The following is a 25,208-nucleotide window of genomic DNA, read 5'->3' on the forward strand; positions in this document are numbered from 1 at the left end:
ATGCTGAATGACGCCTTCCTGGGATTCTCTGCCGTGGCATTTGGCCTGGTGATTTGGCTTGCCATGCTCCTCATTAAAGACCCCAAGGGTCGTTTCCATAAGGTGGCATAAATGGATCGTCGTGATTTTATAAAGACTGTAGGCTCTGCCGCATTGATCAGCGCCATGGCTACTCCCGTTTTTGGTAAGCCCAAGAACCAGGAAGTGAAGGAAGCCGGCAAGGATGTTTCCAACGTCTATTTCACCAAGGATCTTTCTGCCGAAGGCCTCATCAAGTTGTACAACAAGGTGAACCAGAATATTTCCGGCAAGGTGGCCATCAAGGTTCACACCGGCGAAAAGAACGGCCCCAACATTTTGCCCCGCGAATGGGTGAAGGCTGTGCAGGCCCTGATTCCCAATTCCAATATCGTGGAAACCAACACTTACTACCATCCCAGCGACCGCGACACCACCGAAAAGCATCGCGAGACTTTGAAGGTAAACGGCTGGACTTTCTGCCCTGTAGATATCATGGACGAAGAAGGCACTGTGATGCTCCCTGTTCCTGGCGGCAAGCACTTTAAGGAAATGAGCATGGGCGGCCACATCGTGAATTACGATTCCATGGTGGTGCTGACCCACTTCAAGGGCCATACCATGGGCGGTTTCGGCGGTTCCCTCAAGAACATCGCCATCGGCTGTGCCGACGCCAATGTGGGCAAGAAGATGATCCACGAAAAGATGGAAGATCCGGATTACAACGCAAAGCCGGAACTTTACCCCAAGTGGAGCAATAGCGGCAAGCGCTTCATGGAAGCCATGGCTGAATCCGGCAAGGCGACTGTCAATCATTTCAAGGGCAAGATGTGCTTTATCAATGTACTGCGCCGTATGTCCGTGGACTGCGACTGTGCTGGCGTTGGCGCTGCCGAACCCACCTGCCGTGACATCGGTATCCTTGCTTCCACCGATATTCTCGCTGTGGACCAGGCCAGCGTAGACATGGTTTACAAGCTGCCCATTGGCGAACTGAAGGATATCAAGGAACGTATCGAAACTCGCGAAGGCTTGCATCAGCTCCCTGCCATGGAAGCTCTGAAGATGGGCAACCGCAAGTATCGTATCATTGAACTTTAATAAAAAGGCCGTTATGGATCGTCGTGATTTTCTTAAGGTTTCTGCGGGTGCCGTTGCTGTGGCTGGTCTTGCAAGTGCAGCAAACGCCGCTAACGCTGCTCCTGCAAAAAACTCCAAGGAGGACAAGGTGTCTACCGTCTATTTTACTAAGGATCTCAGTGCCGCTGGCGTTCTGAAACTTTACGAAAAGGTGAAGCAGAACATCTCTGGCAAGGTGGCCATCAAGCTCCATACCGGCGAACCTAACGGCCCTAACATTATTCCCCGCGAATGGGATGAAGCCTTGCAGAAGGCCATTCCTAACAGCACTATCGTAGAAACCAACACTCTTTACCAGGGCGGACGTTATACTACTGCAGACCACCGCAAGGCTCTCGAAGTCAATGGCTTTACCAAGTTCACCGTGGTGGACATTATGGACGAAGACGGCGAAACTCCCATTCCAGTGAAGGACGGTTACTGGCTCAAGGAATTGCATGTAGGCAAGCACATGCTGAACTACGATTCCATGGTGGTGTTCACCCACTTCAAGGGTCATGCCATGGGCGGCTTCGGCGGCTCCATGAAGAACATTGCCATCGGCTGTGCCGGCGGTCAGATAGGCAAGCGTGAAGTCCACATGAATACTTCCGACGTGAATGCCTCTGCCGATTGGATTATGGGTGCCAAGTTCATGGAACTGATGGGCGACTCCGCCAAGGCCACCTGCGATCATTTCAAGGGCAAGATGTGCTTTATCAATGTGCTGCGCCGTATGTCCGTGGACTGCGACTGCGCTGGTACCAGTGCCGCGGAACCCACCTGCCGTGACATCGGTATCCTTGCGTCTACCGACATTCTGGCTGTGGACCAGGCCAGTATCGACATGGTGTACAAGCTTCCGCCTAAGGAACTGAAGGACCTGAAGGAACGAATTGAGTCCCGCGAAGGTCTGCATCAGCTTGATGCCATGGAACACCATAAGATGGGTTCCCGCAAGTACAAGCTGGTGGAAGTTTTGTAACTTTCCATTGAACGGAAATTTTTATAAAGCGTCGAGGTTCCCATGTCTCTTGGAATTCCAGAAATCATCCTGATTGTTGTTGTGGTTTTGCTGCTGTTCGGTGGCAAGCGCATTCCTGAACTGGCCCGCTCTCTTGGCCGTGCCCAGCACGAATACAAGAAGGCAAAGGACGCCCTGAAGGAAGAAGCTGAAGATTTGCAAAAGACCGTTGAAAAGGTCGGCGAAGCAGAAGCCAAGAAGGAACAGGGCTAAAAGGACGACTTTGGTGCGGCCAAGTCATCCTCGCGAAAGCGAGGATCTAGCTTCGGATGATCAGTAAAGATTCTCAGGAACAGACGTTGGTCTCTCATTTGGAGGCCTTGCGTACGGCGCTGATTCACTGTTTTGTGGCGCTAGGCATCGGGATTATCCCGATGTTTTTGTTGTCGTCCTATGTTCTTGACTGGTTCAGCGCAGAACTTGTGGCCCAGAGTGGTGCCACCCTCCATTACTTTTCCCCAATGGAAGTGTTCCTGCTGCAACTAAAAATCGCGGCACTTATGGATTGCGTCATCTGTTCTCCGTACATTGCCTGGAACTTGTGGAAGTTCGTGCTGCCGGGCCTTTACGAAAACGAACGGAAGTTTGTTCGTTCTATCGTGTGGATGACCAGCGGGCTTTTTGTTTCGGGCGTGGTGTTCTGCCTGGGAATTTGCTTTCCGCTGGTGGTGCGCTTCGGTATGAGTTTTGAAAGTGCGAACCTGCAGCCGATTTTCGGTGTAGAAAATATCGTTACCCTGGCGCTGTGGCTGTCTCTCGCCTTTGGATGCATGTTCCAGTTCCCGCTGGTGACTTACGCCTTGATTCGTTCCGGCGTTGTTTATTACGAAACCGTCTGTCACGCCCGCCCTTATGTGGTGGTGGGCATTCTTGTGTTGGCCGCATTGCTGACTCCTCCGGATATTATTAGCCAGCTGATTCTGGGCGCTCCCACTTACTTGCTTTTCGAAGCCGGCCTGTTTGCCGCACGAAAGTATAAAGGCGAACAGTTCAAGGAATACAACGAAGAAAATGCTCCGAACAGGGTGGAACCGAAAACTCAGGAATCGCGCAGCACCCAAGATTCCGCGACGCAGAAATCTGCAAATCAAGATTCCCAGGATGATGTGGACTTTACAAAGGCTTCTTCTCCGTATCAAGTTGGAACAGAGCGGAATGCAGACAAGTGGAAACCTAATTAATGATGGCTTAAAGGATTATGACTGAGCTGGAAAAAATGTTGGCAGGGAAAATTTATGATCCCGCGGATGAAACCTTGGCAAAGCTAAGGTCGAAGGCTCATGGATTATGCCTGAAATATAATCAGCTGCTTGAAACGGATTCCTCTCGCCAGAACATTCTTGATGAACTTTTGCCTCATAGGGGAGAAAACGTATATCTGCAAGGGCCCATTCAGTTTGACTATGGATGTAATACCTTTATAGGCAAGAATTCCTATGCCAATTTCAATTTTACATGTCTTGATTGTTGCCCTGTAACTATTGGTGAAAATGTTTTCTTTGGTCCTAATGTATCTCTGTTGACACCTATACATCCTTTAAGATATCAGGATCGAAATCCTTATCGCAGGGAAGATGGCGTTAACACGGATCGCGAGTACGCAAAACCGATCATCATTAAGGATAATTGCTGGATTGCGGGAAACGTTACCATATGTGGTGGCGTTACTATTGGAGCGGGCTCCGTGATAGGTGCAGGAAGTGTCGTAACCAGGGATATTCCTGAAAATGTATTGGCAGCAGGTGTTCCCTGCAAGGTGATTCGCGAAATTACGGAAGAGGATCGCCTGGAAAATCATCCGGAATTATTTTGAAGAATTTGACTATGAAGAACTCTCTTGCAAATGAACGTTATGAAGACATTGGCTTTGCCAAGCTGGATATCAGCCGTGAAAAACGTACTGGTACAGCCGAGGCAATCTACTGCTCCGGAAAAACAAAGGAACAGCTTCTGAAAATTCTCCAGACCTTCAAGGAGAATGGATGTTCCGTTCTCGGAACCAAGTGTAGCGCCGAACAGTACGAGTTTGTAAGAGCGAAAATGCCCCAAGCTTGCTATAACGAAACTGCAAAAATCATCTCCATAAAAGCGGTCAAGGGCGATCATTCCAACGCTTCAAAGAAATCAGCAAAACTGCGCGGAACAGTCGCGGTCTGCTGTGCAGGAACCGCTGATTTGCCCATCGCTGAAGAAGCTGCCATGACCGCTGAATTTTTTGGAGCCAAGGTTTCGCGACATTATGATGTTGGCATTGCCGGCCTCCATCGTTTGCTTTCCAAAATTGATGAAATTCGCAAGGCGGATGTGGTTATCGCTGTGGCTGGTATGGAAGGGGCGCTGGCTGGTGTCATTGCTGGGCTCGTAAAAGCACCCGTGATTGCAGTGCCGACATCCGTTGGCTACGGCGCCTCGTTTCAAGGTGTCGCACCACTTCTAACAATGCTGAATACCTGCGCCGAGGGCGTTACCGTGGTGAACATCGACAACGGTTTTGGCGCTGCCGTAAGCGCTTGCCGTATGCTGAGGATTAAGTAATTATGAAATATCTTTATCTGGACGGATCTTGTGGAATCAGTGGCGACATGACTGTTGCCGCCTTGCTGGATTTGGGCGCATCCCGTGAAAAGCTGGAGGCTGCCATCAACAGCATGCACCTGGATGGAATGCATTGCCACTTCGGTCGTGGAAATTCCTACAGTATCGCTGGAGCAACTTTTGATGTCCATGTGCATACCCATCATGGCGAAGAAAGCGCAGACCACGTGCATGCTCACGAAGAAGGTTACGTAGAACACCACCACGAGCATCACCACTCTCACGAGCATCGTCATCTAAAGGAATGTTACGACATCCTGGACCATGTAGCAGGTCATGGAACTCTTTCCCAGAATGCACTCGCCATTGCCAAGAAAATTTTTCTGATTATCGCCGAAGCAGAAGCAAAGGCCCACGGCGTCGCTGTAGAGGATGTTCACTTTCATGAAGTGGGCGCCATCGACTCCATCGTAGATATTATGGCGGTGGCCATCTTGGTAGATGACTTGCAGGAAACTCAAGGTGTTTCTCAAGTTGTGGTGACTGGCCTTAATGAAGGTACGGGTTTTGTACAAACCCAGCACGGTATGCTTCCGATTCCTGTTCCCGCAGTGGCAAGCATTGCAGAAGCTGCAGGCATTGCACTTCACATTACCGAAACCAAGGGCGAAATGGTGACTCCTACGGGTATTGGCGTCGTTGCCGCTCTCCGCACCTGCGAAAAACTTCCGGCCAACTACAAAATTTTAAAGTCTGGCATTGGTCTTGGCAAACGCGACTTTGGCCGCGCCAATTTCCTTCGCGCCCAGATTATTGAAGATGTTAGTTCCACGGGCAATTCCCCAAACGACTTGAACGTCACCATTCTGGAATGCAGCATCGATGACGCAAGCCCCGAGGAACTTGGCCTTGCCATGGATAAGATCATGGAAACTGGCGCCCGCGACGTTCATTTTATCCCGTGCTACATGAAAAAGAATCGCCCCGGTATTTTGCTTCGCGCCATTGTAGATGGCGAAAAAATGGGGCAGGTTGAAACCGCTATTTTCAAGAATACAACAACCATCGGACTTCGTAGAATTCCCGTAGTTCGCAACTGCATGAGCCGCAGTTTCCTGGATGTTGAAACGCCCTTTGGAGTGGTAACTGTCAAGAAATGCGAACTTGGCGATATCGTGAAGTTTAAACCTGAGTTTGAAAGCGTCAAGGAAGTTGCTGAAAAGGCGGGAGTCTCCTTCCGTGAAATTTTTGACGCCGCAAGATCAAAAGCTCGTTAAGGAAGTATGAAACATCTATTTGGTTTGCTTTATGCCGCATTTGTGATGTGGCCTCTATGCGCTTGCGCAGATTCTGGTTCAAGTGCGGAACAGAACTCAATCGCTGTTGAAAATAGTTCATCAAGCGAACAATCCGTCCAAATTAGCAGTTCCTCATCGGCAAAAATTGAAATGAACAAAATCAAGATCACCATCGGCTCTCAAGAATTCACAGCAACTCTGGCAGACAACGCCACTGCCAAGGCATTTGCCGAACGTCTTCCCCTGACCGTTTCCATGACAGAACTTCACGGCAACGAATATTACGTCTACCTAGATTCCGGTTTCAAGACCACAGGCTACGCCCCCGACACAATCAAGAAAGGCGACATCAAGGTTTATGGTTCCGACTGCCTCGTCTTTTTCTACGAGACCTTCAGCAATCCAGGCTACAGTTACAGCGACATCGGAACTTTTGAAAATCCAGACAGTTTAAAGGACTCCCTAAAAGCTGGCGCCAAAAAAATCACAATCCAAAGTTTTTAATTCACGCAGCATTTTCATGGAGACACGCAAATGAAAAAAGTTCTCGTTATTTCTTCCAGCCTCCGTAAGGGAAGCAACTCCGACATTCTTGCAAAAGAGTTCGCCAAGGGCGCAAAGGACGCCGGTAACGAAGTGGAATACATTTCCCTGCAGGGCAAGAATATCGCATTCTGTCGCGGTTGCCTCGCCTGCCAAAAGAAGGGCAAGTGCGTCATCAAGGACGACGCCAACGAAATCACCGAAAAGATGAAGAACGCAGAAGTCATCGCCTTTGCAACGCCCATCTATTACTACGAAATGTGCGGTCAGCTAAAAACCATGCTGGACCGTGCCAATTCCCTTTACGCAAGCGAATACAAGTTCCGCGAAATCTACCTGCTGGCCACCGCCGCAGAAAATGAAAAGACCACCCCGAAGAACGCCATAAACGGAATCAAGGGCTGGATAGCCTGTTTCGACAACGTCAAGCTGAAGGGAACTGTTTTCGCCAGCGCCTTCGAGCCCAAGGAAACCGCAAGCAACAAGATCGCTCTCGCCGAAGCCTACAAGAAGGGAAGCAAGGTATAAAACGTCGCCCCCAACACGGTGGTAGGCGGCGTCCCTGCGAAAGTCATAAAGACAATTTAACGCTATTGTGACTTACTTCTCAAACAGGTTCTGTGCATTTTTGTACAGGACCTGTTCTACATTTTGAGAAACAATTTCTTGCAGATTTTTCTTTAGAATAGACAAGTTCTTTATCAGAACAGGTTCAGCGACGTAGGGATAATCCGTTCCATAAAGCAGATGTTCGGGAGTGGTAATTGTCAAAAGTTCACGAATAGTTTCTGGAGTTGCGGCCCCAGCCAAGTCGTAGTAGAAAGCTTCCAAATTCTTTGCGATGTCGACGCCTTTCAAATACCCGCCGTTATCAGGGCTGGGGCGCAGGCAATGTCAAAATGGAAGTCTGTATGCCGGCGGCATCCATAAACTTGATATGTTTTTCAAGATTCCACTGAGGAATGGGAAAATCTTCATCAAGAAGGGCATTATGTTTTTCCAAATAATCCCGATAGGATTTAGGAATCATGTGGGAATGGGTATCGATGGGTTTCTGTGCGTAAGTCATATTTGCAAGAACAAAGATTGGTAGGATTTTCAGTAAAAGCTTTTTCATAAACCACAATATAATACCTAGAGTTCGCTCAAAGTCAATGGGTAGAGCGCAAAAAATCGCCACACATTTTCAGTGGGCGACTTTTCTAGAAATTGAATTTATGTGCTATTGCGAAAAGTTGAATCTTATCGCACAAAGTTCATGGGCTGCCAGGGTTCCTTGGCTTCAACCTCTGCGGTGCCGGTGGCGAACTTTTTCAGCATAAAAGCCATGTTGTTTGCCAAGGTACGCATGGTCTGCATGCCTTCTGTATCTTGGGCGGATTCCGCTTCATTGCGGCCGTAGGCGATGTTCCAATACTGGGAAGTAACGATAGGCATGTTCAGCATCTGGAAAGGCATTTGCAAAGTTTGGAATGCAGCAGACGCACCACCGCGACGGCACACGCAAACAGCGGCAGCGGGCTTGCCCTGGAAATATGCGCCGGCAGCGTAAGCCATGCGCTGGATCAAGGAAAGTACGGAACCGTTGGGCTGGCCCCAGTAAACCGGAGAACCAACAATCAATGCGTCGCTGGTTTCCATCTTGGCGATGACTTCGTTACAGATGTCTTCGTCAAAGGCGCAGCGGCAATTGCCCTTGGTCTTGCAAACGTTACAGGCAATGCAGCCACGAACGGCCTTGTTGCCGATCCACACGATTTCGCTATCGATGCCGTTCTTCTTCAGCTGTTCTGCAGCTTCGTTCAATGCGGTAAAAGTGTTGCCATTCTTGCGGGGGCTTCCGTTAATCAATAAAACTTTCATTTTGTTACCTCTGTTGCAAATATAATTTCTAGAATTTTTTGTGAAATTACCAGTTTTCAAAACGGCGTCCCGTATCCATTCCGCCAATCTTTTTCATTTCTTCGGCAGATAATTCAATGTCGAAGATGTTGAAATTTTCTTCCAAGTATTTGAGCGAATCAATTCCCGGAATGGCGATGTAGCCGGCCTGAATATGCCAGCGTAAATCCACCTGAGCTGCTGTTTTTCCGTGAGCTTTCGCAATTTCTTTCAGCGTAGAATTGCCAAGAGTTTTCTGGGTATTTCCGCGACCGCCGAGTGGATAGTAGGATTCCACAACAGTGCCGTACTTGGCCACATATTTCTGGAATTCCGTATTCTGGTACAGCGGATGATTTTCATTCTGCACAACTGCAGGCTTTATTTTTGCACCTGCGGTCACACGCTCAAATTCCTCTGCGGTATAATAATTGGAAATTCCGATGGAGCGAATCTTCCCCGCAGCAACGCCTTTTTCTAGAGCCTTGTAGACGCCGTCGTCATTAGGTCCCGATTGATGAACAAGCATCAAGTCAATATAATCCAATCCCAATGTTTCATTGGACTCGTCAATAGCCTTTTCCGGATTACGGTAATAGCCTGGCATCACCTTGGTAGTCACGAAAACATCTTCACGTTTCACAAGGCCATCCTTGATGGCGCGGCGAACGCCTTCACCTACGCCCTTTTCGTTGCCGTAATACTCCGCCGTATCAAAAAGGCGATAGCCCATCTTGATTGCTTCATAAACAGCATCCGATGCAAAAGAATCGCTCATAGTCCAGGTTCCAAGACCAAGAACCGGCATGGAGTAGCCGCTATTCAACTTGATTGTATTCGCACTTGGCACAGCCTCACCTCCACTGACCTGGGGTTCACTTTCCACATTTTTTGCTGCAACACTTTCGCTGGAGCAACCCAGCAAAAACGTCGCCGACGCCACAAGAAAACTTGAAAGGAGGTTTTTCATATTCATAATTTAACACCTAGAGTTGACTCAATGTCAAATCATTTTTTATAAAAAAAGAAGGCAGCAAGCCACCTTCTTTTCAAATGCATTTCGCAACGGTTCAAGTCGATTACTTCAGGTTGGTCTTGAAGAATTCGTCAAGTTTTGCAAAGGGAATCTTTTCCATGTTGTCGTAAAGATCCACATGAGATGCTCCAGGAATCACCAGAAGTTCCTTGTTGGAAGGATTTGGATTTGCCTTGATGCCTGCAGCAGGATTGCCTTCAACCATGTACTTGTAAGCATCCTTGCCGAAGTAGAAGGAATGAGCCTTGTCACCGTGCATTACGAGAACAGCGGAACGAATTTCGTTGGTGTAACGGAGGAAGCGGGCGTTAGCATAAGCCTGGGTGCCTGTAGCGTTCCATCCGTCGTTGGAATTGCCAGAGCGTTTGTGGTAACCGCGGGGAGTCTTGTAGTAAGCGAAATAATCCTTCACAAAATAGGGAGCGTCATCCGGAAGCGGGTCCACAACGCCACCGGCACGCAGGTAGGAACCTGCGGCGCGATCCTTTACGCGCTGGGCTGCGAGAGCCTTGCGGCCTTCGTAACGGGCTTCTTCATTGTCAGCAGAATCGAAGTAACCGTTGCCACCCACGCGGGTCATGTCATACATGGTGCTTGCCACAGTTGCCTTGATGCGTGTATCGGCGGCAGCAGCGTTCAAGGCGATGCCACCCCAACCGCAAATACCGATAATGCCGATGCGTTCAGCATCCACATTTTCCTGGGCGCCGAGGAAGTCTACAGCAGCCATAAAGTCTTCGGTGTTGATATCCGGAGAAGCTACACGGCGGGGCATGCCGCTGCTTTCACCAGTAAAGCTTGGGTCAAATGCGATGGACAAGAAGCCCTTTTCAGCCATGGTCTGTGCGTAAAGACCACTGGACTGTTCCTTCACGGCGCCGAAGGGGCCTGAAACAGCGATGGCCGGGAACTTGCCGTTTGCAGCAAGGCTTGCATCCTTCGGGATGTACATATCGGCAGCCAAGGTGATGCCGAAATTGTTGGCGAAGGTCACCTTCTTGTGATCCACCTTTTCACTCTTTTTGAAAACCTTGTCCCATTCTTGAGTCAGTTCCAATTTTTCATTCTGTGCCATAGTGGTCTCGTTTGCGGAGTAGTTTGTTTTTGCGGAAGCCTGGCTTGCATCGTTCTTGTCGCAGCAAGCGGTGAATAATGCAGTGCCCAGGGCGATGCCAATTCCTGCGGCAATTTTTGTAGTAATGTTCATGTTGTCCTCTTATTTAATGTTTAAACTTTGATGTCCTTGATTTTCTTTGCCGGAACGCCAGCCACAACTGTTTTGGGTTCCACATTTTTTGTTACTACGGCGGCGGCTGCCACAATGGCTCCATAACCGATTGTAACTCCTGGCAGAATAATGGCTCCAGCACCAATCCAGACGTTGTCCTCGATGTGAATCGGTTTAAAGACCATATCGCCGCGATGCTCTGGATCTTGGTTGTGGTTGATTGTGCAAAGAGTCACGTTGTGCCCGAATAGTACTCCGTTACCAATACGGATGCCGCCCTGATCCTGGAACTTGCAACCAGAATTGATAAATACGTTTTCTCCAATAAAGGTGTTCTTGCCGCAATCGGTGTTGAACGGCGGGAACATTCCTGTGCTTTCGGGAACAGCGATTCCCCAAAGGTCCGAAAGAAGCTTGCGTAGTTCTTCTGGCTCGTGATACCTACTGTTGATTTCCGCTGTGATGCGAAGGGCTTCCTGGGAGTATCTGTGCATTTGCTGGTGTACATCGGACCCTGCGATGACGGGTTTTCCTGAAGCCATGTATTCACGAAATTCTTCTATAGACATGCTAAACCTGTTTTGCGTTCCAAATTTAGACACGAAATACTAAAATAACCAATACTTTGTTTTTATAGTCAACTATAACTATAAGTTATGTTTGTATATTATGGAGAACAAATCCGTATAACCCCTAATTTCTAAACTCTAGTTTCTAGCCTCTATATGGAACTTCGTCATTTACGATATTTTTTAGCAGTTGCCCATGAGCAGAATTTTACGGCGGCGGCAAACTTGATGTGTGTTTCCCAGCCGGCTCTTTCAAAGCAGATCAAGGATCTAGAAGAAGAAATAGGGAAGTCCCTCTTTGTGCGCAGCTCCAAGAACGTTCTTCTTACGGAGGCAGGGATGTTCCTTAGACAGCGCGCCGAGGAAATTCTGGATTTGTCGAATAGAACCTTGATGGAGCTGAAGGCGGATGAAGAGGAAGTCATCGGAGAAATTAATGTGGTCTGTGGCGAAATTGAGGCGGTCTCCTTTATTGCGGGCGCCATCAAGAAAATGAATCGGCAGTACCCTCGAGTAAAGTTTAACATGACCACCGGTGACGAAGAGACCGTCCGTTATCAGCTGGATAAGGGCGTTGCCGATTTCGGCATGTTCGTTGACTTGACGGTTCTCCCTGGATATGAAAGCGTTTCTGTTCCCATCGTTTCGCCTTGGGGGGTTATGACCTGGAAAGGAAATTCCCTTGCAAAAAAGAAATTTGCAACACCTAGGGACTTGCTCCATATTCCGCTGTTTATTTCTAGGCAGATGTTGAACAACAATACCTTGACAACTTGGCTGGGTTACAGTGCCGACAAGCTGAATATTGTCGGCACCAACGATATGCTTTACAATGCGTCAAAGCTTGCCGAAGCGGAGGTGGCGAGTATTGTGACCATTGATGGCATTGTGAATACCAGGGGGACGAAGCTTTGCTTTGTTCCCTTCAAGCCGTTTTTTCCCATCAAGGTTTCCGTTGCCTGGAAAAAGAAACAGGCCTTGAGCAAGGCCTGCGAAAAATTCCTGGAGATTATAAAGGAATAATTTTGTCACGTTTTGCAAGAATACTAGAACGTCACTAACAATCCTGCCGCGTTGGGGCTAGCAAAGAATGATATGTGATCTGGAGATTCTCCGTCACGAAGTTTCTTGAAGTTGTTACCCACGGTACGACCAATAAGAAATCCGGTGATGGCTCCTGCAAAGATGTCGCTTGCCCAGTGGGCCATGAAGGACATGCTGACGCCCACCATGACAGAATAGCCGATGGCTCCCGCGAGGATGTAGTTGTTGTCTGGGTGGAGCGTTGCCAGGGTGACGGCCATGGCGGTGGCTGTTGCCGTGTGTCCGCTGGGCCAGCCGTTAAAGATTCCACCACGCCAGAATCCAAAACGGAATCCGTCACTGTAATCGTCCTGGAAATCTTCGTCGCCGTCCGCGGCTTCCCTAACGTGCGGGGGAATGCGTCCGGTAAACGCCTTGATGACGGAAGTGTAGCCCCAGCCGAGTAGGGCCGCCTGGCCCATGGCAAGTCCGTCGAATTGAATGTCGTGATTGTCGCTGCCGTAGTACATGGCGAGAGGAACTGCGAAGGGAGCAAAGGATCCGATGATTCCGCCGGGAAGTGTTGCAATCGTTGACGCGGTCTCATGTCGGACACAGAAACGGTTCCACTTCCAGTCGATTCCGCTTTCTATAAACCCGTAGGTGCCGCCGGCTGCTGCAACCCAGGGAAGGCCGTATCCGTAGGTAAGAACGCCTAGGGTGTTCCAGCCGATGTCGTGGAAGAGGGTAGCGAACAGCGGGATGCGCTGTCTTGTTTCGTCAACGCTTTCTGCAGCAAAAGCCTGGCAGCTTACTGCAAAAAGGATTGTGAACAAAATCTTCCTCATGAAGATTAAATTCCGTCGATTTCTACAACTTTCTTGTTGTTGGTGCTGCCAATGACAACCCGTACATCACGCTTGTGAACCTTGAAGTGTTCAGCCAGGAGTTCACAGATGGCTTCGTTTGCCGCGCCCTCTACAGGAGGGGCCTTGACTTCTACCTTGAAGCTTCCGTCGGGTTGAGGCGTTACGGACTCTCGCTTACTGCGGGCGTGTACCTTGATATTGATTCGCATTAGGCCAGAACGTTTCCCATGGGAGGAACCTGGCGCTTGGGCTGCTGGCTCAGGGCTTCAAGTTCCTTCTGGTCGTTTTCCATGGCTGCCAGCAGGTCTTCCTGACCGCGGATCAGGGCGCGGCAGCGGATGAAGTAGTTGGTGCGCAGCTGCTTCAGCTGTTCGATTTCGGCACGGAGTTCCTCTGCTTCGCGCTTGGTGCTTTCCACTTCACGTACTGCGCGGGCCTTGGCTTCGGCGATGATAATTTCAGCTTCCTTTTCGGCGGTGGCCTTGACTTCGTCCACGGTGCGCTGCATGGTAACAACGGCGTCCTGGATGGTCTTTTCGATCTGACGGTAATAGTTGACTCGTTCTTCGGCGACCTTCAGGCGTTCGGTCAGATCGGTGCGGTCTCTAGACATCTGTTCAAAGGCGTTGGCTGCGGTTTCCAGGAAAGCCTTGACTTCTTCGGGGTCGATGCCGCCGAAGTTCTTCTTGTGGAAAGTCTGGTTTCTAATGTCTAGCGGTGTAAGTTCCATTTTTTACCTGCCGATAAATAAAACTCTTTTCGTTGGTCTGCCAACTGATGAAAATATAGTATTTGATTTGACTTTGGAAAAAATGCCCTGCTAAAAACAAATTATATTAGAGGCAAAGGAGGGTGTGTATGCAGTTTGTCAAAAAGTTCTGGAAACGTCAGGACACCCTGGAACGAAAGCTTTTTTGGACAATTCTTGTTGTGGTCTCCGCGGCTACAATTTCCTCCGCCGTCTTTACTGTCTATGAAGGGTTGAGCTATGCGGCCTCCCTTTGCAGCATCGGATGCGCCATCGTGTGCGTGCTTGTTGGCCTGATTGCTGTCAAGACATCCCTGTATTCCCAGTGCTATCTGGTGATGTGCTGCATTCTAAGCTGTTTTCTGCTTCCCTTGCTGTTTCTTTTCTGTGGTGGAATTACCAGTGGCATGCCGCTGTACTTTATATCCTCCGTGGTGTTGCTGGCGTACTCTGACCGCAAGGTGGGTAAGAGCGTAGCCTTTGCTTTCTCCCTAGTGATCCAAGTGTCTGTGCTTGTGGCTTCTTGGAATGATCCTTCCCTTGTAATTGTTTCGCTGGATAGGGATTCCTCCTATTTGGACTTTGTGGCGTCTACCGTGGTGAATAGCCTGACACTGTTCCTGGTGGCAGCCTTTGCCATGGGTTCCTACAGTCGGGAACGATTCAAGAAGGAAGCTCTCCTGGCCAAGCTGGATTACCTTTCCATGCGGGATCCCCTGACCGAGATATATAACCGTCGCTACTTGATGAATTACCTGGAAAATGTGGTATGGCACAGGCGCAATGACTTTTGCCTGCTGATGTTCGACATCGACGACTTTAAGCGCGTAAACGACTACTGCGGCCACATGTTCGGAGACCAGGTGGTAACTTCTGTGGCTAAACTGCTGAAGGGATTCTGCGATTCCTCTACAGAGGGATGCGTTGCCCGCTATGGTGGAGAGACCTTTGTCTATATATACAGGGCCGGGAGCGAGGTAGATGCTGTCGCCAAGTCCGAAAGTGTTCGTAAGGGGATTACCCAGCTGCGTTGGGAGAAGTACCCCCAGGTCCATGTGACGGTGAGCGGAGGCCTCGTGAACCTTGGAAGCCATGTCTTGAAGGATGTTGGACAGGCGCTCGCCATGGCGGATGGACTGGTTAAGCAGGCTAAATCCAAGGGCAAGAACCAGGTGTGCGGGATGGCCTAAAATTAAACCTGTTGATAGAATGTGAATAAGTTGAAATAATGCTTGGGGAATACCTTGTGGTGGCGCTAAAAGTTGTGATTAGCCGAAACCGACCCCTTGATTTATCATGAATATTTACTAATTTTGCGAATCGAAAAATTTTTGACTTTTAATAAAGGTTACTACAATGAAAAGAACATTCCAGCCTCATAATCGTAAGCGCGCTAACAAGCATGGTTTCCGCACCCGTATGGAAGACCGTTGGGGTCGCGCAGTTCTGAGCCGTCGTCGTGCCAAGGGCCGCAAGCGCTTGACCGTTAGCGACACCATCTACAAGAAGTAAGAGAGGCGGTTGGCCAATGGCCACCCAGCGCTCCTTGCGTTCTTATAGGCTGCCTAACCAGCCTGCTTACCGGCAAGTAGCCGTCCAAGGGAAGTTTGTCCGCGGTTCATCCTTCACGATGAAGTGGATTGACAGTCCGGACGGTTTTTGTCGTTTCTGCTTTTTGGCGAAAAAGAAGAACGGGAATGCGGTTTACCGCAATCACTGCCGCCGTTTGCTGCGCCCCCTGTTCTACGGGATGGTTCCCTATATCAAAAAGCCTGTCTGGGCGATGATTGTCGTTAGCGACAAGGCCGACGAGGTGACGTCGGAACGCTTCCGCGAGACTGCGGAAAAAATCTTCAAGAAGATGGAATGGACCCGTGGAGAAGGTTAGCCGTTTTTTCAGGGCCCTCCTTATTGCTCCCATCCGGCTGTACCAGGTCATCCATCCCTATTTCTTTCATGGCGTATGCCGGTTCCAGCCAACCTGTTCTCAGTATGCAATTGAAGCCATCCGTGTCCACGGAGTGTTCAAAGGTTTCTATCTTGCGGTTTTTAGAATTTTAAGGTGCAATCCATTTTGCAAGGGCGGGTACGATCCTGTGCCCCCTAAAAAGGAAAGGACATGAACAAGAACACCCTTATCGGCTCTATTCTTATCGTAGTCATTATGATCTGGTGGTTCGCCACCTCCTCCGCAAATAACGAGGCTGCCCGCGCCGCTGCTGAAGCCAAGAAGGCTGCTGCAGATTCCGTGGCCGCTCTCCAGGCTGACCAGGCCACCACAAATGGCAGTCTTGTCTTGCCGGTGACTGGCAATACCGAACTGAAGGCTGCTCCGGTTCTTGGCGATGCCGCTCCTGCTGCTCCTGTCGCGGTTGCTGCCGACAGTGCCGCTACGGATTCCGCCAAGGCCGAGGAAGTTGCCAAGGTGATTGAGCCTCGCACCGTGACGGTGGAAACCGACAAGTTCATTGTGACCCTGTCCAACAAGGGCGCAAAGATCCAGAGCGTCGTAGTAAAGGCCCTGCCTGATTCCGCTGGCAAGTTCCCTGAGCTTATCCAAGATACGACTCTTGGTGCCCTGGACCTGAAGCTCGGCGCTGCCGACCTTAGCACTGTGTTCTTTGATGCCGGCGATGCTCCCGAAAAGATTGTTGTTGAAAACGAAGCTTCCGTGGAATTTGTATTCCAGGATGCCAACGGAAACAAGGTGATTCGCTCCTACGGCTTTACCAAGGATGGTCCCGCAGTCCGCCAGGTGAACAAGTTTGTCGGCTTCCGCGTGAATGATTACGAACTGTCCTGGAACGGCGGCATGAGGGAAACCGAAGAACTGCCCCAGGGCAAGAGCTTCGGCGGTACTTCCTATTACTTCAGCGAAGTCGTCTATAACAATGGCGATGGCGTTGAACGCGAAATGATTTCCGACGCCCAGTCCTTCAACGACGGTAAGCTTGCATGGGTCGGTCTCCGCCGTAAGTATGTGGCTATGACCATCCAGTACGATATGCCTACTGGCGCCTCCTTCGATGTGAAGCATGTGAAGGATATGGAAGACGACAAGAACCCTGGCACCTACAAGCTGGTGGTGAAGAACGAGTTCCGTGGCGATTCCCTGGCATATGACTTCATGATTCTCCCTCTGCAGTGGGATGCCCTTGAATCCCTGGACAAGGGTTACGAAAAGATCATCGTTACCGGTTCCAAGTGGTTCATCGGTTCCAGCGTCTGGTTCGTATGGATCTGCAAGATGCTCCTTAAGCTCCTGAACCTGTTCTACAGCATTATTCCGAACTACGGTGTGGCTATCATCCTGGTGACCTTCATCGTTCGTGGCATTACCACTCCGTTTACCGTAAAGCAGATGAAGTCCACCGGCGCCATGAGCAAGCTCAAGCCCCAGATGGATGAAATCAATGTGAAGTACCGTAGCGATCCCCAGAAGAAGCAGGCCGCCATTATGGAACTCTACCAGAAGAATGGCGTGAACCCGCTGGCCAGCTGCACTGGTGGCTGCCTCCCCATGATTATCCAGATGCCTGTGTTCATGGGCCTGTTCTTCGTGCTTGGTCGCGCTGTGGAACTTCGTGGCATGCCCGCCTTCCTCTGGATTACCGACTTGAGCCGTAGCGACGTTATTTTCAGCGGATTCAGCATTCCGTTCCTCATGCCTGCTGGCCTTGCCGTTCTCCCTTGGATCATGGTGATTACCACCTACTTCCAGACCAAGGTGACTATGGGTGGTGGCGCCGGCATGGATCCCGCCCAGGCCAAGATGATGACCTGGATGATGCCTGCCATGATGTTCCTGTTCAGTGCCGTGATGCCTTCCGGCCTGGTGCTCTACTGGATCGTTTCCAACATCTGGTCCATCGTCCAGTACAAGCTTATCCGCGGCAAGATGAATGGCGGTAACGACTCCAAGACTGTAAAGGGCAAGAAGGTCCAGGACGCAGAAATCGTCAAGTAAACAGTTTGAATCGGCTTAAAGAAAATGCTCGCGCAGATTTGCGCGGGCATTTTTTTATGGGGGGAGAGAATTGTTTTTTTAGTAAAAAAATGTATTTTATGGGAGTGGTTTAGGAGGCTTATATGACAAAGAATGCTTATTGCATTGCTTTCGCTGCGTTGGTATTTTTTAGCGCCTGCGGAGATAGCGATAGCTCAAGTTCCGCTCCCCGCGAAGATGATGAACGTGTTGATGAATTTCCCTCAGGAATTCAGGATTCGTCTGTGGTTCATGAAGACTCGGTTGAAACAAGTGTTGTTGTGTACGATACGGTTCGCTATGTCAGCTTCAAGCAACAGATTGATGACTCTTCATTTGAATATGTTACTGAGAATGCTGAGTTTATGTCTTGCGAGGTGGTGGGAGATTCGTTTACTTGTGAAAAAATCGGGTATTCGGGTTTGTGCGGTGGGGCTTCAAAACCGATACTTTTGGCAGCATGCTTTAATGGATTAGGAGAGAAAGTTCCGTGCGATATTCAGACCGTGCTAGACACTTTGAAAATAAATTATGGCGAAGAGCCTCTTACGTCTTATGTGCCTTATGTTAAGATGCCAGAATTTGATTCGGCTGCGGCTCAGTCTGTCTTTGGAAATGTGAAGGGTACCTGCGGTGCTGTGTCTGAAAAAATTTTCACGAGTCGCTACTCCATTTATGCCGATTCTCTGCCGGAAGGATTCTCATTGGACCATACCGGAGAATGGGCTCCAAAATTTTGCTGGAGTTCCGATCAGTATATGGGTGAACGCATAACGATTCCCTTGACAGAAAATTATTACGAGTCGTCCTGCCAAAAATTTGAAAACGAGGGTATTCCTCACGATTCCATTAGTGAATTCAAGACCTGTTCCAAAAGAACTGTTTTCTCGATGCTTCAGATTGATAAATGCTGGACATCCACCACAACTTATCCGATGCCCATGCCGGAGGAAGATGGCTATGCATTGTATTCTACGCGTACTGTGCCGGTTGATACTGCCTTTACATGGTGGCTTAAGTATTATGACATGTATGGCAAAGTTGACAGTTTGAAAATCACGACAACGTATACGAAGTAGTTAAGAAATAGCTGAAAAAAAAGAACTCCATGAAGGAGTTCTTTTTTACTTGTATTCTTCGCCTTCCAGCTTGCGACCTAGAATCTTGTACTTGGTCTTGATTGCGGTGCGAAGTAGAGGCCAGCCCACTTTTTGGAAGGGCTTCTCCCAAAGCTTGTCGGCCACCTGTTTTGCCGAACTGTCTACGGGCTGGGGGAGCCAGGAAATGTCGAAGTCAGGAGCGACACCTGCATCCTCGATCATCTTTACGTAATCGGCGTTTAGTGCGTCGTAGGCGCCTCGGCGGATAAAGTGGACTTTTTCCTTGAAGTCGAAACGCTTTTGCAACAGCTTGCGCTTGATGAAACCTGCTCCCTGTGCAATGAGCTCGGGATAGGCGAACATGATGTGGCCGTGGGTTTGGAACAGTGCCGCCATTTGGACTTCCGCTTCGTCAAAGATGTTGGCCATGCCGATTTCAAGACGGTGCACTACGTCGTAGAAGGTGCTTTGTTCCGGAGTTTCCATCAGGTGGGTGTAGAAGGCGCCCAGGGCTTCCTGCTTTAGATACAGGAAGAAACTTTGCAGGTGAGGGCGGACTTCGTCGTTTTGCGTCAGGGATATTGCATCTGCGTTGCTGGCTTCGGCACGCTTGATGAAGTCTGCAAAGTTATTCTGGAAATAGACGATGGAATCGTTTATCAGCAGAAGACGCTCAACGTTGCTTAGGGAGACTAAGTTCCCGCGGCCGTTGGCGATATCTTTGAGGAACCTGCGCCACATGCCGAAATCGAAGCCCCGGTTTTCCGTGAGATACAGTGTGATGTTGTTCTCTTTCAAGAAACTGTGGGTAGCTTCTGAAAGTTCACGTTCGTTTGTCAGCAGTATAACGGTAAAGTCGGTCTCCGCCAGATGTTTAAGAGCAAACTGGACATAGCCGGGGAGAGTGTCCCCGGTCTGGTAACTGGCGTAGAGAATGACTTTAGTCGATGCGCTCATTATCTTCTACCGCTGCGGCCGCGACCACCGCGACCTCTTGAAAGTTTTTCGCCGTAGGCCTTGGCGCCGGATGACTTGCCGGACTTGCCACCTCGGGAACTACGTGAACCGCGGGAGTCTTCATCGCCATAACCGCGTCCACTGCGGGAGCCACGAGAGGCTTTGCCTCGAGCGTCGCGGCCGGTACGTTCAAAACTGGGTGCGTCTGCATCGGAACCGCGTCGACCCTGACGGCCGCGGCCGCCATTGCGGTTGCGGGCGCCTGCGGATACAAATTCCGGAGCGTCGTCAAAGTCGCGGTCGTCGTCGGGCTGGCTTACGTAACCCAAGGCTTCTGCGGCTTCCGCACGGTCCATGCGTTCATTGAAGTTGCGGGCGTCTTCGTCTACGTCGCGACGGGTACGGCGGCTCTTCTTAGGCTCGGGAGAAAGCTTCTCGATGATGGAGAAGTCCACCTGGCCGCGGAGCGGGTCCACACGGAGCAGCTGTGCCATGACCTTGTCGCCACGACGGAAGGTGCGTCCACTGCGCTTACCGAAGGCAAGGCCCTGGTCGGCGTTGAATACGTAGAAGTCGTCTCCTGCGATATCGCGATAGCGGCACAGGCCTTCTGCAATGGGATCGCTAATGGAGAGGTAAATGCCCCATTCCTCGATGCCGTTGACGGTTGCCTCGAAGTTATCGCCGATGCGGTCCTTCAAAAGCCATGTGGAGCAGACCTTGATGGCCTGGCGTTCCACCTTCATGTTCTTGATTTCGTTGGCGGAAATCAGGTCGCAAACATCGATGACGCTTTCCTTGCGTTCCGCAGAAATTTCCTTGCCCTTGCGAGCCAGTTCACGATGGCACCACAGGTCCGCGTAGCGGCGGATGGGAGAAGTGAAGTGGCTATAGTCCTGCCAGTTCAAGGCGAAGTGACCGAAACTGTTGGAGTCGTAGTGGGCCTTCTGCATGGAGCGAAGGATTCGGTTTGTGAGAGTTTCGTCATCACCGGCCTTCTTTACCAAGTGTTCGTAAAGCTTGAAGGCGGTGGGGTTCAAGTTGGTGTCGCCACTGCGGGGCTTGCCCAGTTCGCGAAGCATCACAGGAGAACCCTGGAACAGGTTGGGGTACATGTAGTACAGTTCCATGATGTCCTTGGTATCTGGGGCTTCGTGGATACGGTAGATGCCCTGGAGACCGCGCTTCTTCAGTTCCTTGGCGCAGCAGTTGTTGGCAATCAACATACATTCTTCAACCCAAGAGTTGGAGATGTCTGTGGTGCGAGGATAAATATCGGTAGGTTCGCCAGCTTCGTTGAAGTGGCATCCCATTTCGGTAGACTTGAATTCCAGCTGGCCATCCTTGGTGCGGTTGGCCTTAAGCTTGGCGGTTACATCGGCAAGAGCGACAAGGTCCGGGTCTCCCTGTTCCCAGAGGGCCTTTGCCTGCTGGTAAGTGAGGGATCGGGTAATACGGACGATACTGCGATGGAAATCCCAGCTAAGGACGTTGGCGTCCTTGTCCAGCTCGATCATGCAGGTATGGGCGCAACGGTCCACGTCTTCGTGCAAGGAGCAAATATCGCTGGATAGTTCGTCGGGGATCATGGGCACGGCGGTCCAGGGCAGGTACTGGGTGTAGCTGCGTTCCAATGCTTCTTCGTCGAGAGCGCTTCCTTCGGGAACGTAGTAGCTTACGTCTGCAATGTGCACGCCCAGCTTGTAGCCGGTCGCAGTCTTTTCCACGGAAATGGCGTCATCATGGTCCATGGCGCCTTCCGGGTCGATGCAGAGAATCACCGTGTTGCGGTAATCCACGCGTCCCTTGAAATCCTTGGTGGTAGGTGCCTTGAGGCCCTTGACGTAGTCCTGAATTTCCTTGCTGAAGCCCTTGGGAAGGTTGGCTTCTTCCATGAACTTCTGGGTGATTTCCTTCCAGGTCATGGTGATGAGATCAGCGGAGTGGTCCACCTTTGCAAGGTAGCTGTGCTTGAGGCGCGGGTGAGGATACAGGGTGAAGCTGATGACTTCGCCTTCCTTGCCAGGAGCCTGACGGCGGTGGCACATTTCAAATTCTTTTTCGGTTTCCAGTTCGGTGACGATCCAGTCCTCTTCTCCAACCTGGTGGAGAACGCCGCGACGTACGCGGGTGCTCTTGTCTTCGGTCTGGCGGCGGCTACGGGCACCGGGGCGGCGGTTGTCATCACCACCTTGCTCAGCGACTTTCTTTAGGCGCTTTTCGCGTTTTTCTTCAAGAGGCTCGCCATCGCCAATCTGGTATTCCTTGTGGTTGGTACGCTTCAAGATGCCCTGTTCCACCATGTCGGCCAGGAGCTGCTTAAAAGCCATTTTCTGTTTCTTGGGAAGGCCCAGGGAGGCGCGGAGACGGCTTCCCACCATGGGTTCATCACGTAAAACTGCTACAATCTGTTCTTCGGTAGGTAACTGCTGAGCCATTTTAAGCCTCCTTGGTGCCATCGGCCGTGGCCGCGGCTTCCGCCTGCTTATAAGGCAGTGCGGATTCAATCATATTAAACACTTCGTCGCGTAAATCTGCTGCGGTCTTTTCTGCAAAGCTTTCCGGGGTCTGCAGGGGGTGTACCACGATCTTGACTACGCCTGGAGTAAACGCCCATTTGGTCTTGGCAAGGCGTTCTCCTGTCCCTACTAATGTAATTGGCAAAAGGGGAAAATGATTTTCTTTTGCCATACGAAATATTCCATTTTGGAACTTGAGCAGGCGACCGTCTGCGCTGCGATGACCTTCGGGGAATACGCTGATGACATAATTGTGGGAAAGTCGTTCAACCACCCTCTTGCCGATGTCTGCATTCTTGCGTGGGTCCTTATGGACAGGAATGCAACCGATGTGGGTTATGACCCAGCCAAAAACGGGAATATGCCAAAGCGCTTCCTTGGCAATAAAGGCGCACACGGCGATGGAGGGCCAGATGACGTTAATGTCCAAAAAGCTCTGGTGGTTTGAGACGATTACGAAATTCCTTTCGGTGGGAATGTTCTCTTTGCCGACAATCTCCAGCTTAATTCCGAACAGTTTGAAAACCACTCTGAAAAACAGGATGCAAAGTTCGGTGCATTTTTCCCATTGGCCAAAAATACCCCCGCGCACGAGCATATAGGGTACGCCGATAATCACCAGCGATACGGCGATGGTGAGGTAGTAAAGAATTGCTCTGATAAAAGCCATAATTTCCCAGTTTTATGGCGCATGGCGCCTTGTTCTCTTAAGGATAATCTATATAAAAAAGAAGTTCGAAAATAAGAAATACAAATAAAAAATCCCAAGTATTTTCTACTTGGGATTGAAAGTACACTTTTTTTAGTATTACTTAATTCGCCATTCTAGAGTCTGGCCTGCGGCGAGGGGTACTACACCGTTGACGACTGCGGGAACGGTCCAGCTTTCCTTGACCACTTCGATCTGCTTTGTGGTGCGGGGAATGCCATAGAAGTCTGCGCCAAAGCCTGCGATAAAGTTGGGAAGCTTGTCCAGGGCGCCGGCGCGGTCGAATTCCTGGACTAGGAGAGGAAGGGCCACCGGAGCGCTGTAGACGCCCGCTGCCCCGCATGGGCATTCCTTTTTACCCTGCTGGTGCGGGGCAGAGTCCGTGCCGAGGAAGAACTTCGGGTTGCCGCTGAAGGCGGCTTCTCTAATGGCGGCACGGTCTTCAGGCCGCTTCGGTAACGGCTTGCAGAAATGGTGCGGCCTGAGGGCGTCTCCGATGACGTCGTCCAGAGTCATCATCAGGTGATGAACCGTAAAGGTGGCAGCCACATTTGCGGGCAGACGCTTGACCGCTTCCACGGCCTTGGCGCTGGAAAGATGTTCAAAAACAATCTTCAGCTTGGGGAACTTTTCTGCAAGAATTTCAACGCGCTTGATAAAGGCGGGCTCGCGGTCTAGGCAGAATTCGCCCGGTTCTTCGCCGTGGACGCAGAGCACGAGGCCAAGCTTTTCCATCATGGCTACAACGGGAAATACCGCTTCAAAATCGCTGATGCCATCGGCGCTATTGGTGGTGACGCCTGCAGGGTAGTACTTGCCTGCCACTACGCCTGCGGCCATCATGTCCTTCAGATCCTGTTCGGTGTAGCTGGGATTCAGCTTGAAGGTCATGAGGGGCTCAAAGTCCGGGCGAATGTCCGCTGCGGCTTCCAAGATTTCCTTCTTGTACTGAGCAATGGACGCGGCACTGGTCATTGCCGGGATGGTGTTGGGCATAATGATTGCGCGGCCGAATTGGGAAACAAGGTCGCGAACGTAGCCGGGCATCAATTCGCCCTGACGCAGGTGAGCATGAAAATCGTCTGGTAAAGGAAGGAACATAGTGATTAGTGAAGAGTGAATAATGAACAATTAACAATTAACAATGAACAGTTAACAATGAATAATGAAAGATGAAGGATGAAAAATGAAGGATGAGAAATTAGGGCTACAGGAGGGAATGCTGCATGGGGGATTCCTGTGCCCGCAGGTCACGGAACAGTTCCCTGGAAATTTCGGTATCGGAATTCAGCCAGTAGTCAAAACTTTGGGGTTTTGTCAATGTCTTGCGGTGAAGGAAGCAGATATTGCAATCCAGTTCCTTGGACATAAGCAAGTCGTGGGTCACGATGACAATCGTGGTCTTGAACAGCATTCGCATGTTGTCAATCAGCGGCAGCAGATTACGGCGGTTGTAGTTGTCCAGACCGGCGGTAGGTTCGTCCATCAACAGCAACTTCGGGTCCATGGCCCAGGAACGGGCGATAGCTACACGCTTCTGCATACCCATACTCAGCTGGTGAGGGAATAAATCCGCATGGTCGCGGACTCGCATCAGGTCCATGGCCATCTGGATCTTTTCTTCGATTTCTGCAGGAGATCCCCTCTTGTGGTAACGAAGCGGTAGCGCAATGTTGTCGCGCACACGCATGTTGGAAATGAGGGCTCCGTTCTGGAATACGAGACCTACCTGGCGCTTCGCTACTTCCAATGCAGTCAAACGTTCCGGAGAAATGTATTCGCCGAAGTAGTACATGTTGCCGGAAGTTGGGCGGACAAGACCTGCGATAATTCGGAGAAGGGCGCTCTTGCCCTGGCCGGAACCGCCACCAATGCAAAGGGTCTCGCCACGATTGACCACCAGGTTGGCGCCAATAATGAGTTCCTTCTGGGGGTCTTCTTCCTTCTTGCTGAAAAAGCCCAAAGAGCGGGGCTTAGAAAAGATTGTACCAGCCAAGTCCTTATAGGCCAGGTGGATGTTTTCCATTCTTAAGGCTTCGTCTTGCAT

30 protein-coding genes are annotated in these 25,208 nt (G+C 50.4%); 16 read left to right on the forward strand and 14 right to left on the reverse strand.

Annotated elements, in window-relative coordinates; all coding sequences use genetic code 11:
• Positions 1 to 111 precede the first annotated feature (111 nt).
• From MJZ26_08365 to MJZ26_08405, 9 genes are read left to right on the forward strand one after another with little or no spacing between them, the layout of a single operon-like run.
• On the forward strand, positions 112 to 1,119 hold the full coding sequence (locus MJZ26_08365; GenBank protein ID MCQ2105789.1) for a DUF362 domain-containing protein: 1,008 nt from the start codon (positions 112 to 114) through the stop codon (positions 1,117 to 1,119).
• 13 nt (positions 1,120 to 1,132) lie between these two features.
• On the forward strand, positions 1,133 to 2,122 hold the full coding sequence (locus MJZ26_08370; protein MCQ2105790.1) for a DUF362 domain-containing protein: 990 nt from the start codon (positions 1,133 to 1,135) through the stop codon (positions 2,120 to 2,122).
• A 42-nt stretch (positions 2,123 to 2,164) separates the two neighbouring features.
• Positions 2,165 to 2,374, forward strand: a complete 210-nt coding sequence (locus MJZ26_08375; protein ID MCQ2105791.1) for a twin-arginine translocase TatA/TatE family subunit — start codon at positions 2,165 to 2,167, stop codon at positions 2,372 to 2,374.
• A gap of 56 nt (positions 2,375 to 2,430) precedes the next feature.
• On the forward strand, positions 2,431 to 3,342 hold the full coding sequence (gene tatC / locus MJZ26_08380) for a twin-arginine translocase subunit TatC (protein ID MCQ2105792.1): 912 nt from the start codon (positions 2,431 to 2,433) through the stop codon (positions 3,340 to 3,342).
• Between the two features lie 17 nt (positions 3,343 to 3,359).
• Complete coding sequence (locus MJZ26_08385) at positions 3,360 to 3,974, forward strand: sugar O-acetyltransferase (GenBank protein ID MCQ2105793.1); 615 nt, start codon at positions 3,360 to 3,362, stop codon at positions 3,972 to 3,974.
• Positions 3,975 to 3,985: 11 nt separating this feature from the next.
• Positions 3,986 to 4,696, forward strand: a complete 711-nt coding sequence (larB, locus tag MJZ26_08390; protein ID MCQ2105794.1) for a nickel pincer cofactor biosynthesis protein LarB — start codon at positions 3,986 to 3,988, stop codon at positions 4,694 to 4,696.
• A 2-nt stretch (positions 4,697 to 4,698) separates the two neighbouring features.
• Positions 4,699 to 5,973 carry a nickel pincer cofactor biosynthesis protein LarC gene (larC, locus tag MJZ26_08395; protein ID MCQ2105795.1) on the forward strand — a complete coding sequence of 425 codons (1,275 nt, stop codon included), beginning with the start codon at positions 4,699 to 4,701 and terminating at the stop codon, positions 5,971 to 5,973.
• 6 nt (positions 5,974 to 5,979) lie between these two features.
• Positions 5,980 to 6,498 carry a hypothetical protein gene (locus MJZ26_08400; GenBank protein ID MCQ2105796.1) on the forward strand — a complete coding sequence of 173 codons (519 nt, stop codon included), beginning with the start codon at positions 5,980 to 5,982 and terminating at the stop codon, positions 6,496 to 6,498.
• Positions 6,499 to 6,528: 30 nt separating this feature from the next.
• Positions 6,529 to 7,065 carry a flavodoxin family protein gene (locus MJZ26_08405; protein MCQ2105797.1) on the forward strand — a complete coding sequence of 179 codons (537 nt, stop codon included), beginning with the start codon at positions 6,529 to 6,531 and terminating at the stop codon, positions 7,063 to 7,065.
• A 72-nt stretch (positions 7,066 to 7,137) separates the two neighbouring features.
• Here the strand turns inward: MJZ26_08405 and MJZ26_08410 are convergent, their stop codons facing one another.
• The 6 genes from MJZ26_08410 to MJZ26_08435 all read right to left on the reverse strand — a co-directional run bounded on the left by MJZ26_08410 (position 7,138) and on the right by MJZ26_08435 (position 11,251).
• Positions 7,138 to 7,395 (reverse strand): amidohydrolase family protein, encoded by a 258-nt coding sequence (locus MJZ26_08410; protein MCQ2105798.1) that lies wholly within the window; start codon positions 7,393 to 7,395, stop codon positions 7,138 to 7,140.
• Positions 7,396 to 7,408: 13 nt separating this feature from the next.
• Positions 7,409 to 7,654, reverse strand: coding sequence for a hypothetical protein (locus tag MJZ26_08415; GenBank protein MCQ2105799.1), 246 nt, complete (start codon positions 7,652 to 7,654; stop codon positions 7,409 to 7,411).
• 125 nt (positions 7,655 to 7,779) lie between these two features.
• On the reverse strand, positions 7,780 to 8,400 hold the full coding sequence (locus MJZ26_08420; protein ID MCQ2105800.1) for a flavodoxin family protein: 621 nt from the start codon (positions 8,398 to 8,400) through the stop codon (positions 7,780 to 7,782).
• A gap of 46 nt (positions 8,401 to 8,446) precedes the next feature.
• Positions 8,447 to 9,394, reverse strand: a complete 948-nt coding sequence (locus tag MJZ26_08425; GenBank protein MCQ2105801.1) for an aldo/keto reductase — start codon at positions 9,392 to 9,394, stop codon at positions 8,447 to 8,449.
• Positions 9,395 to 9,497: 103 nt separating this feature from the next.
• Positions 9,498 to 10,661 (reverse strand): alpha/beta hydrolase, encoded by a 1,164-nt coding sequence (locus tag MJZ26_08430; protein MCQ2105802.1) that lies wholly within the window; start codon positions 10,659 to 10,661, stop codon positions 9,498 to 9,500.
• A 20-nt stretch (positions 10,662 to 10,681) separates the two neighbouring features.
• Positions 10,682 to 11,251 (reverse strand): maltose O-acetyltransferase, encoded by a 570-nt coding sequence (locus MJZ26_08435; protein MCQ2105803.1) that lies wholly within the window; start codon positions 11,249 to 11,251, stop codon positions 10,682 to 10,684.
• 156 nt (positions 11,252 to 11,407) lie between these two features.
• On the opposite strand from MJZ26_08435, the gene MJZ26_08440 reads away from it, so the two are divergent.
• Positions 11,408 to 12,274 (forward strand): LysR family transcriptional regulator, encoded by an 867-nt coding sequence (locus MJZ26_08440; protein MCQ2105804.1) that lies wholly within the window; start codon positions 11,408 to 11,410, stop codon positions 12,272 to 12,274.
• 23 nt (positions 12,275 to 12,297) lie between these two features.
• Here MJZ26_08440 and MJZ26_08445 read toward each other — a convergent pair whose 3' ends face one another.
• The 3 genes from MJZ26_08445 to MJZ26_08455 are packed head-to-tail and all read right to left on the reverse strand — an operon-like array spanning position 12,298 to position 13,873.
• Positions 12,298 to 13,110 carry a phosphatase PAP2 family protein gene (locus tag MJZ26_08445; GenBank protein MCQ2105805.1) on the reverse strand — a complete coding sequence of 271 codons (813 nt, stop codon included), beginning with the start codon at positions 13,108 to 13,110 and terminating at the stop codon, positions 12,298 to 12,300.
• 17 nt (positions 13,111 to 13,127) lie between these two features.
• Entirely contained in the window at positions 13,128 to 13,352 is a 225-nt protein-coding gene (locus MJZ26_08450) for a DUF167 domain-containing protein (protein MCQ2105806.1), read from the reverse strand.
• On the reverse strand, positions 13,352 to 13,873 hold the full coding sequence (locus MJZ26_08455) for a DivIVA domain-containing protein (protein MCQ2105807.1): 522 nt from the start codon (positions 13,871 to 13,873) through the stop codon (positions 13,352 to 13,354). The genes MJZ26_08450 and MJZ26_08455 overlap by 1 nt, the downstream gene beginning before the upstream one ends.
• 128 nt (positions 13,874 to 14,001) lie before the next feature.
• On the opposite strand from MJZ26_08455, the gene MJZ26_08460 reads away from it, so the two are divergent.
• The 6 genes from MJZ26_08460 to MJZ26_08485 all read left to right on the forward strand — a co-directional run bounded on the left by MJZ26_08460 (position 14,002) and on the right by MJZ26_08485 (position 18,955).
• A complete protein-coding gene (locus tag MJZ26_08460; protein MCQ2105808.1) occupies positions 14,002 to 15,081 on the forward strand; it encodes a GGDEF domain-containing protein in 1,080 nt (359 codons plus the stop codon).
• A gap of 166 nt (positions 15,082 to 15,247) precedes the next feature.
• Positions 15,248 to 15,403 (forward strand): 50S ribosomal protein L34, encoded by a 156-nt coding sequence (gene rpmH / locus MJZ26_08465; protein ID MCQ2105809.1) that lies wholly within the window; start codon positions 15,248 to 15,250, stop codon positions 15,401 to 15,403.
• A gap of 16 nt (positions 15,404 to 15,419) precedes the next feature.
• A complete protein-coding gene (locus tag MJZ26_08470) occupies positions 15,420 to 15,779 on the forward strand; it encodes a ribonuclease P protein component (protein ID MCQ2105810.1) in 360 nt (119 codons plus the stop codon).
• The gene (gene yidD / locus MJZ26_08475) at positions 15,766 to 16,014 is read left to right on the forward strand and encodes a membrane protein insertion efficiency factor YidD (GenBank protein ID MCQ2105811.1); all 249 of its coding nucleotides are present in this window, start codon (positions 15,766 to 15,768) and stop codon (positions 16,012 to 16,014) included. The genes MJZ26_08470 and yidD overlap by 14 nt, the downstream gene beginning before the upstream one ends.
• Positions 16,011 to 17,858, forward strand: coding sequence for a YidC/Oxa1 family insertase periplasmic-domain containing protein (locus MJZ26_08480; protein ID MCQ2105812.1), 1,848 nt, complete (start codon positions 16,011 to 16,013; stop codon positions 17,856 to 17,858). The genes yidD and MJZ26_08480 overlap by 4 nt, the downstream gene beginning before the upstream one ends.
• Positions 17,859 to 17,980: 122 nt before the next feature.
• A complete protein-coding gene (locus MJZ26_08485; GenBank protein MCQ2105813.1) occupies positions 17,981 to 18,955 on the forward strand; it encodes a hypothetical protein in 975 nt (324 codons plus the stop codon).
• Between the two features lie 45 nt (positions 18,956 to 19,000).
• Here the strand turns inward: MJZ26_08485 and MJZ26_08490 are convergent, their stop codons facing one another.
• The 5 genes from MJZ26_08490 to MJZ26_08510 form a co-directional block, all read right to left on the reverse strand.
• On the reverse strand, positions 19,001 to 19,933 hold the full coding sequence (locus MJZ26_08490; protein ID MCQ2105814.1) for a hypothetical protein: 933 nt from the start codon (positions 19,931 to 19,933) through the stop codon (positions 19,001 to 19,003).
• Positions 19,933 to 22,371, reverse strand: coding sequence for a ribonuclease R (locus tag MJZ26_08495; GenBank protein MCQ2105815.1), 2,439 nt, complete (start codon positions 22,369 to 22,371; stop codon positions 19,933 to 19,935). Before MJZ26_08495 ends, MJZ26_08490 begins: the two co-directional genes overlap by 1 nt.
• 1 nt (position 22,372) lies before the next feature.
• Complete coding sequence (locus tag MJZ26_08500; protein MCQ2105816.1) at positions 22,373 to 23,122, reverse strand: 1-acyl-sn-glycerol-3-phosphate acyltransferase; 750 nt, start codon at positions 23,120 to 23,122, stop codon at positions 22,373 to 22,375.
• A 138-nt stretch (positions 23,123 to 23,260) separates the two neighbouring features.
• Complete coding sequence (gene pyrC / locus MJZ26_08505; GenBank protein MCQ2105817.1) at positions 23,261 to 24,262, reverse strand: dihydroorotase; 1,002 nt, start codon at positions 24,260 to 24,262, stop codon at positions 23,261 to 23,263.
• A gap of 106 nt (positions 24,263 to 24,368) precedes the next feature.
• Positions 24,369 to 25,208 (reverse strand): ATP-binding cassette domain-containing protein, encoded by an 840-nt coding sequence (locus MJZ26_08510; protein MCQ2105818.1) that lies wholly within the window; start codon positions 25,206 to 25,208, stop codon positions 24,369 to 24,371.

It is taken from the genome of Fibrobacter sp. (assembly GCA_024398965.1).
Lineage (GTDB): Bacteria > Fibrobacterota > Fibrobacteria > Fibrobacterales > Fibrobacteraceae > Fibrobacter.

Bases quoted from the DNA above. Each gene is read 5' to 3' on its own strand.
- MJZ26_08440 (MCQ2105804.1), top strand. From the start codon at position 11,408: ATGGAACTTCGTCATTTACGATATTTTTTAGCAGTTGCCCATGAGCAG.
- MJZ26_08430 (MCQ2105802.1), bottom strand. From the start codon at position 10,661: ATGAACATTACTACAAAAATTGCCGCAGGAATTGGCATCGCCCTGGGC.
- MJZ26_08435 (MCQ2105803.1), bottom strand. From the start codon at position 11,251: ATGTCTATAGAAGAATTTCGTGAATACATGGCTTCAGGAAAACCCGTC.
- MJZ26_08365 (MCQ2105789.1), top strand. From the start codon at position 112: ATGGATCGTCGTGATTTTATAAAGACTGTAGGCTCTGCCGCATTGATC.
- MJZ26_08495 (MCQ2105815.1), bottom strand. From the start codon at position 22,371: ATGGCTCAGCAGTTACCTACCGAAGAACAGATTGTAGCAGTTTTACGT.
- MJZ26_08455 (MCQ2105807.1), bottom strand. From the start codon at position 13,873: ATGGAACTTACACCGCTAGACATTAGAAACCAGACTTTCCACAAGAAG.
- larB (MCQ2105794.1), top strand. From the start codon at position 3,986: ATGAAGAACTCTCTTGCAAATGAACGTTATGAAGACATTGGCTTTGCC.
- MJZ26_08485 (MCQ2105813.1), top strand. From the start codon at position 17,981: ATGACAAAGAATGCTTATTGCATTGCTTTCGCTGCGTTGGTATTTTTT.
- MJZ26_08400 (MCQ2105796.1), top strand. From the start codon at position 5,980: ATGAAACATCTATTTGGTTTGCTTTATGCCGCATTTGTGATGTGGCCT.
- MJZ26_08385 (MCQ2105793.1), top strand. From the start codon at position 3,360: ATGACTGAGCTGGAAAAAATGTTGGCAGGGAAAATTTATGATCCCGCG.
- MJZ26_08375 (MCQ2105791.1), top strand. From the start codon at position 2,165: ATGTCTCTTGGAATTCCAGAAATCATCCTGATTGTTGTTGTGGTTTTG.
- MJZ26_08510 (MCQ2105818.1), bottom strand. From the start codon at position 25,208: ATGCAAGACGAAGCCTTAAGAATGGAAAACATCCACCTGGCCTATAAG.
- tatC (MCQ2105792.1), top strand. From the start codon at position 2,431: ATGATCAGTAAAGATTCTCAGGAACAGACGTTGGTCTCTCATTTGGAG.
- MJZ26_08370 (MCQ2105790.1), top strand. From the start codon at position 1,133: ATGGATCGTCGTGATTTTCTTAAGGTTTCTGCGGGTGCCGTTGCTGTG.
- MJZ26_08460 (MCQ2105808.1), top strand. From the start codon at position 14,002: ATGCAGTTTGTCAAAAAGTTCTGGAAACGTCAGGACACCCTGGAACGA.
- MJZ26_08500 (MCQ2105816.1), bottom strand. From the start codon at position 23,122: ATGGCTTTTATCAGAGCAATTCTTTACTACCTCACCATCGCCGTATCG.
- MJZ26_08420 (MCQ2105800.1), bottom strand. From the start codon at position 8,400: ATGAAAGTTTTATTGATTAACGGAAGCCCCCGCAAGAATGGCAACACT.
- MJZ26_08490 (MCQ2105814.1), bottom strand. From the start codon at position 19,933: ATGAGCGCATCGACTAAAGTCATTCTCTACGCCAGTTACCAGACCGGG.
- rpmH (MCQ2105809.1), top strand. From the start codon at position 15,248: ATGAAAAGAACATTCCAGCCTCATAATCGTAAGCGCGCTAACAAGCAT.
- MJZ26_08415 (MCQ2105799.1), bottom strand. From the start codon at position 7,654: ATGAAAAAGCTTTTACTGAAAATCCTACCAATCTTTGTTCTTGCAAAT.
- MJZ26_08425 (MCQ2105801.1), bottom strand. From the start codon at position 9,394: ATGAATATGAAAAACCTCCTTTCAAGTTTTCTTGTGGCGTCGGCGACG.
- pyrC (MCQ2105817.1), bottom strand. From the start codon at position 24,262: ATGTTCCTTCCTTTACCAGACGATTTTCATGCTCACCTGCGTCAGGGC.
- MJZ26_08450 (MCQ2105806.1), bottom strand. From the start codon at position 13,352: ATGCGAATCAATATCAAGGTACACGCCCGCAGTAAGCGAGAGTCCGTA.
- MJZ26_08480 (MCQ2105812.1), top strand. From the start codon at position 16,011: ATGAACAAGAACACCCTTATCGGCTCTATTCTTATCGTAGTCATTATG.
- MJZ26_08470 (MCQ2105810.1), top strand. From the start codon at position 15,420: ATGGCCACCCAGCGCTCCTTGCGTTCTTATAGGCTGCCTAACCAGCCT.
- MJZ26_08405 (MCQ2105797.1), top strand. From the start codon at position 6,529: ATGAAAAAAGTTCTCGTTATTTCTTCCAGCCTCCGTAAGGGAAGCAAC.
- larC (MCQ2105795.1), top strand. From the start codon at position 4,699: ATGAAATATCTTTATCTGGACGGATCTTGTGGAATCAGTGGCGACATG.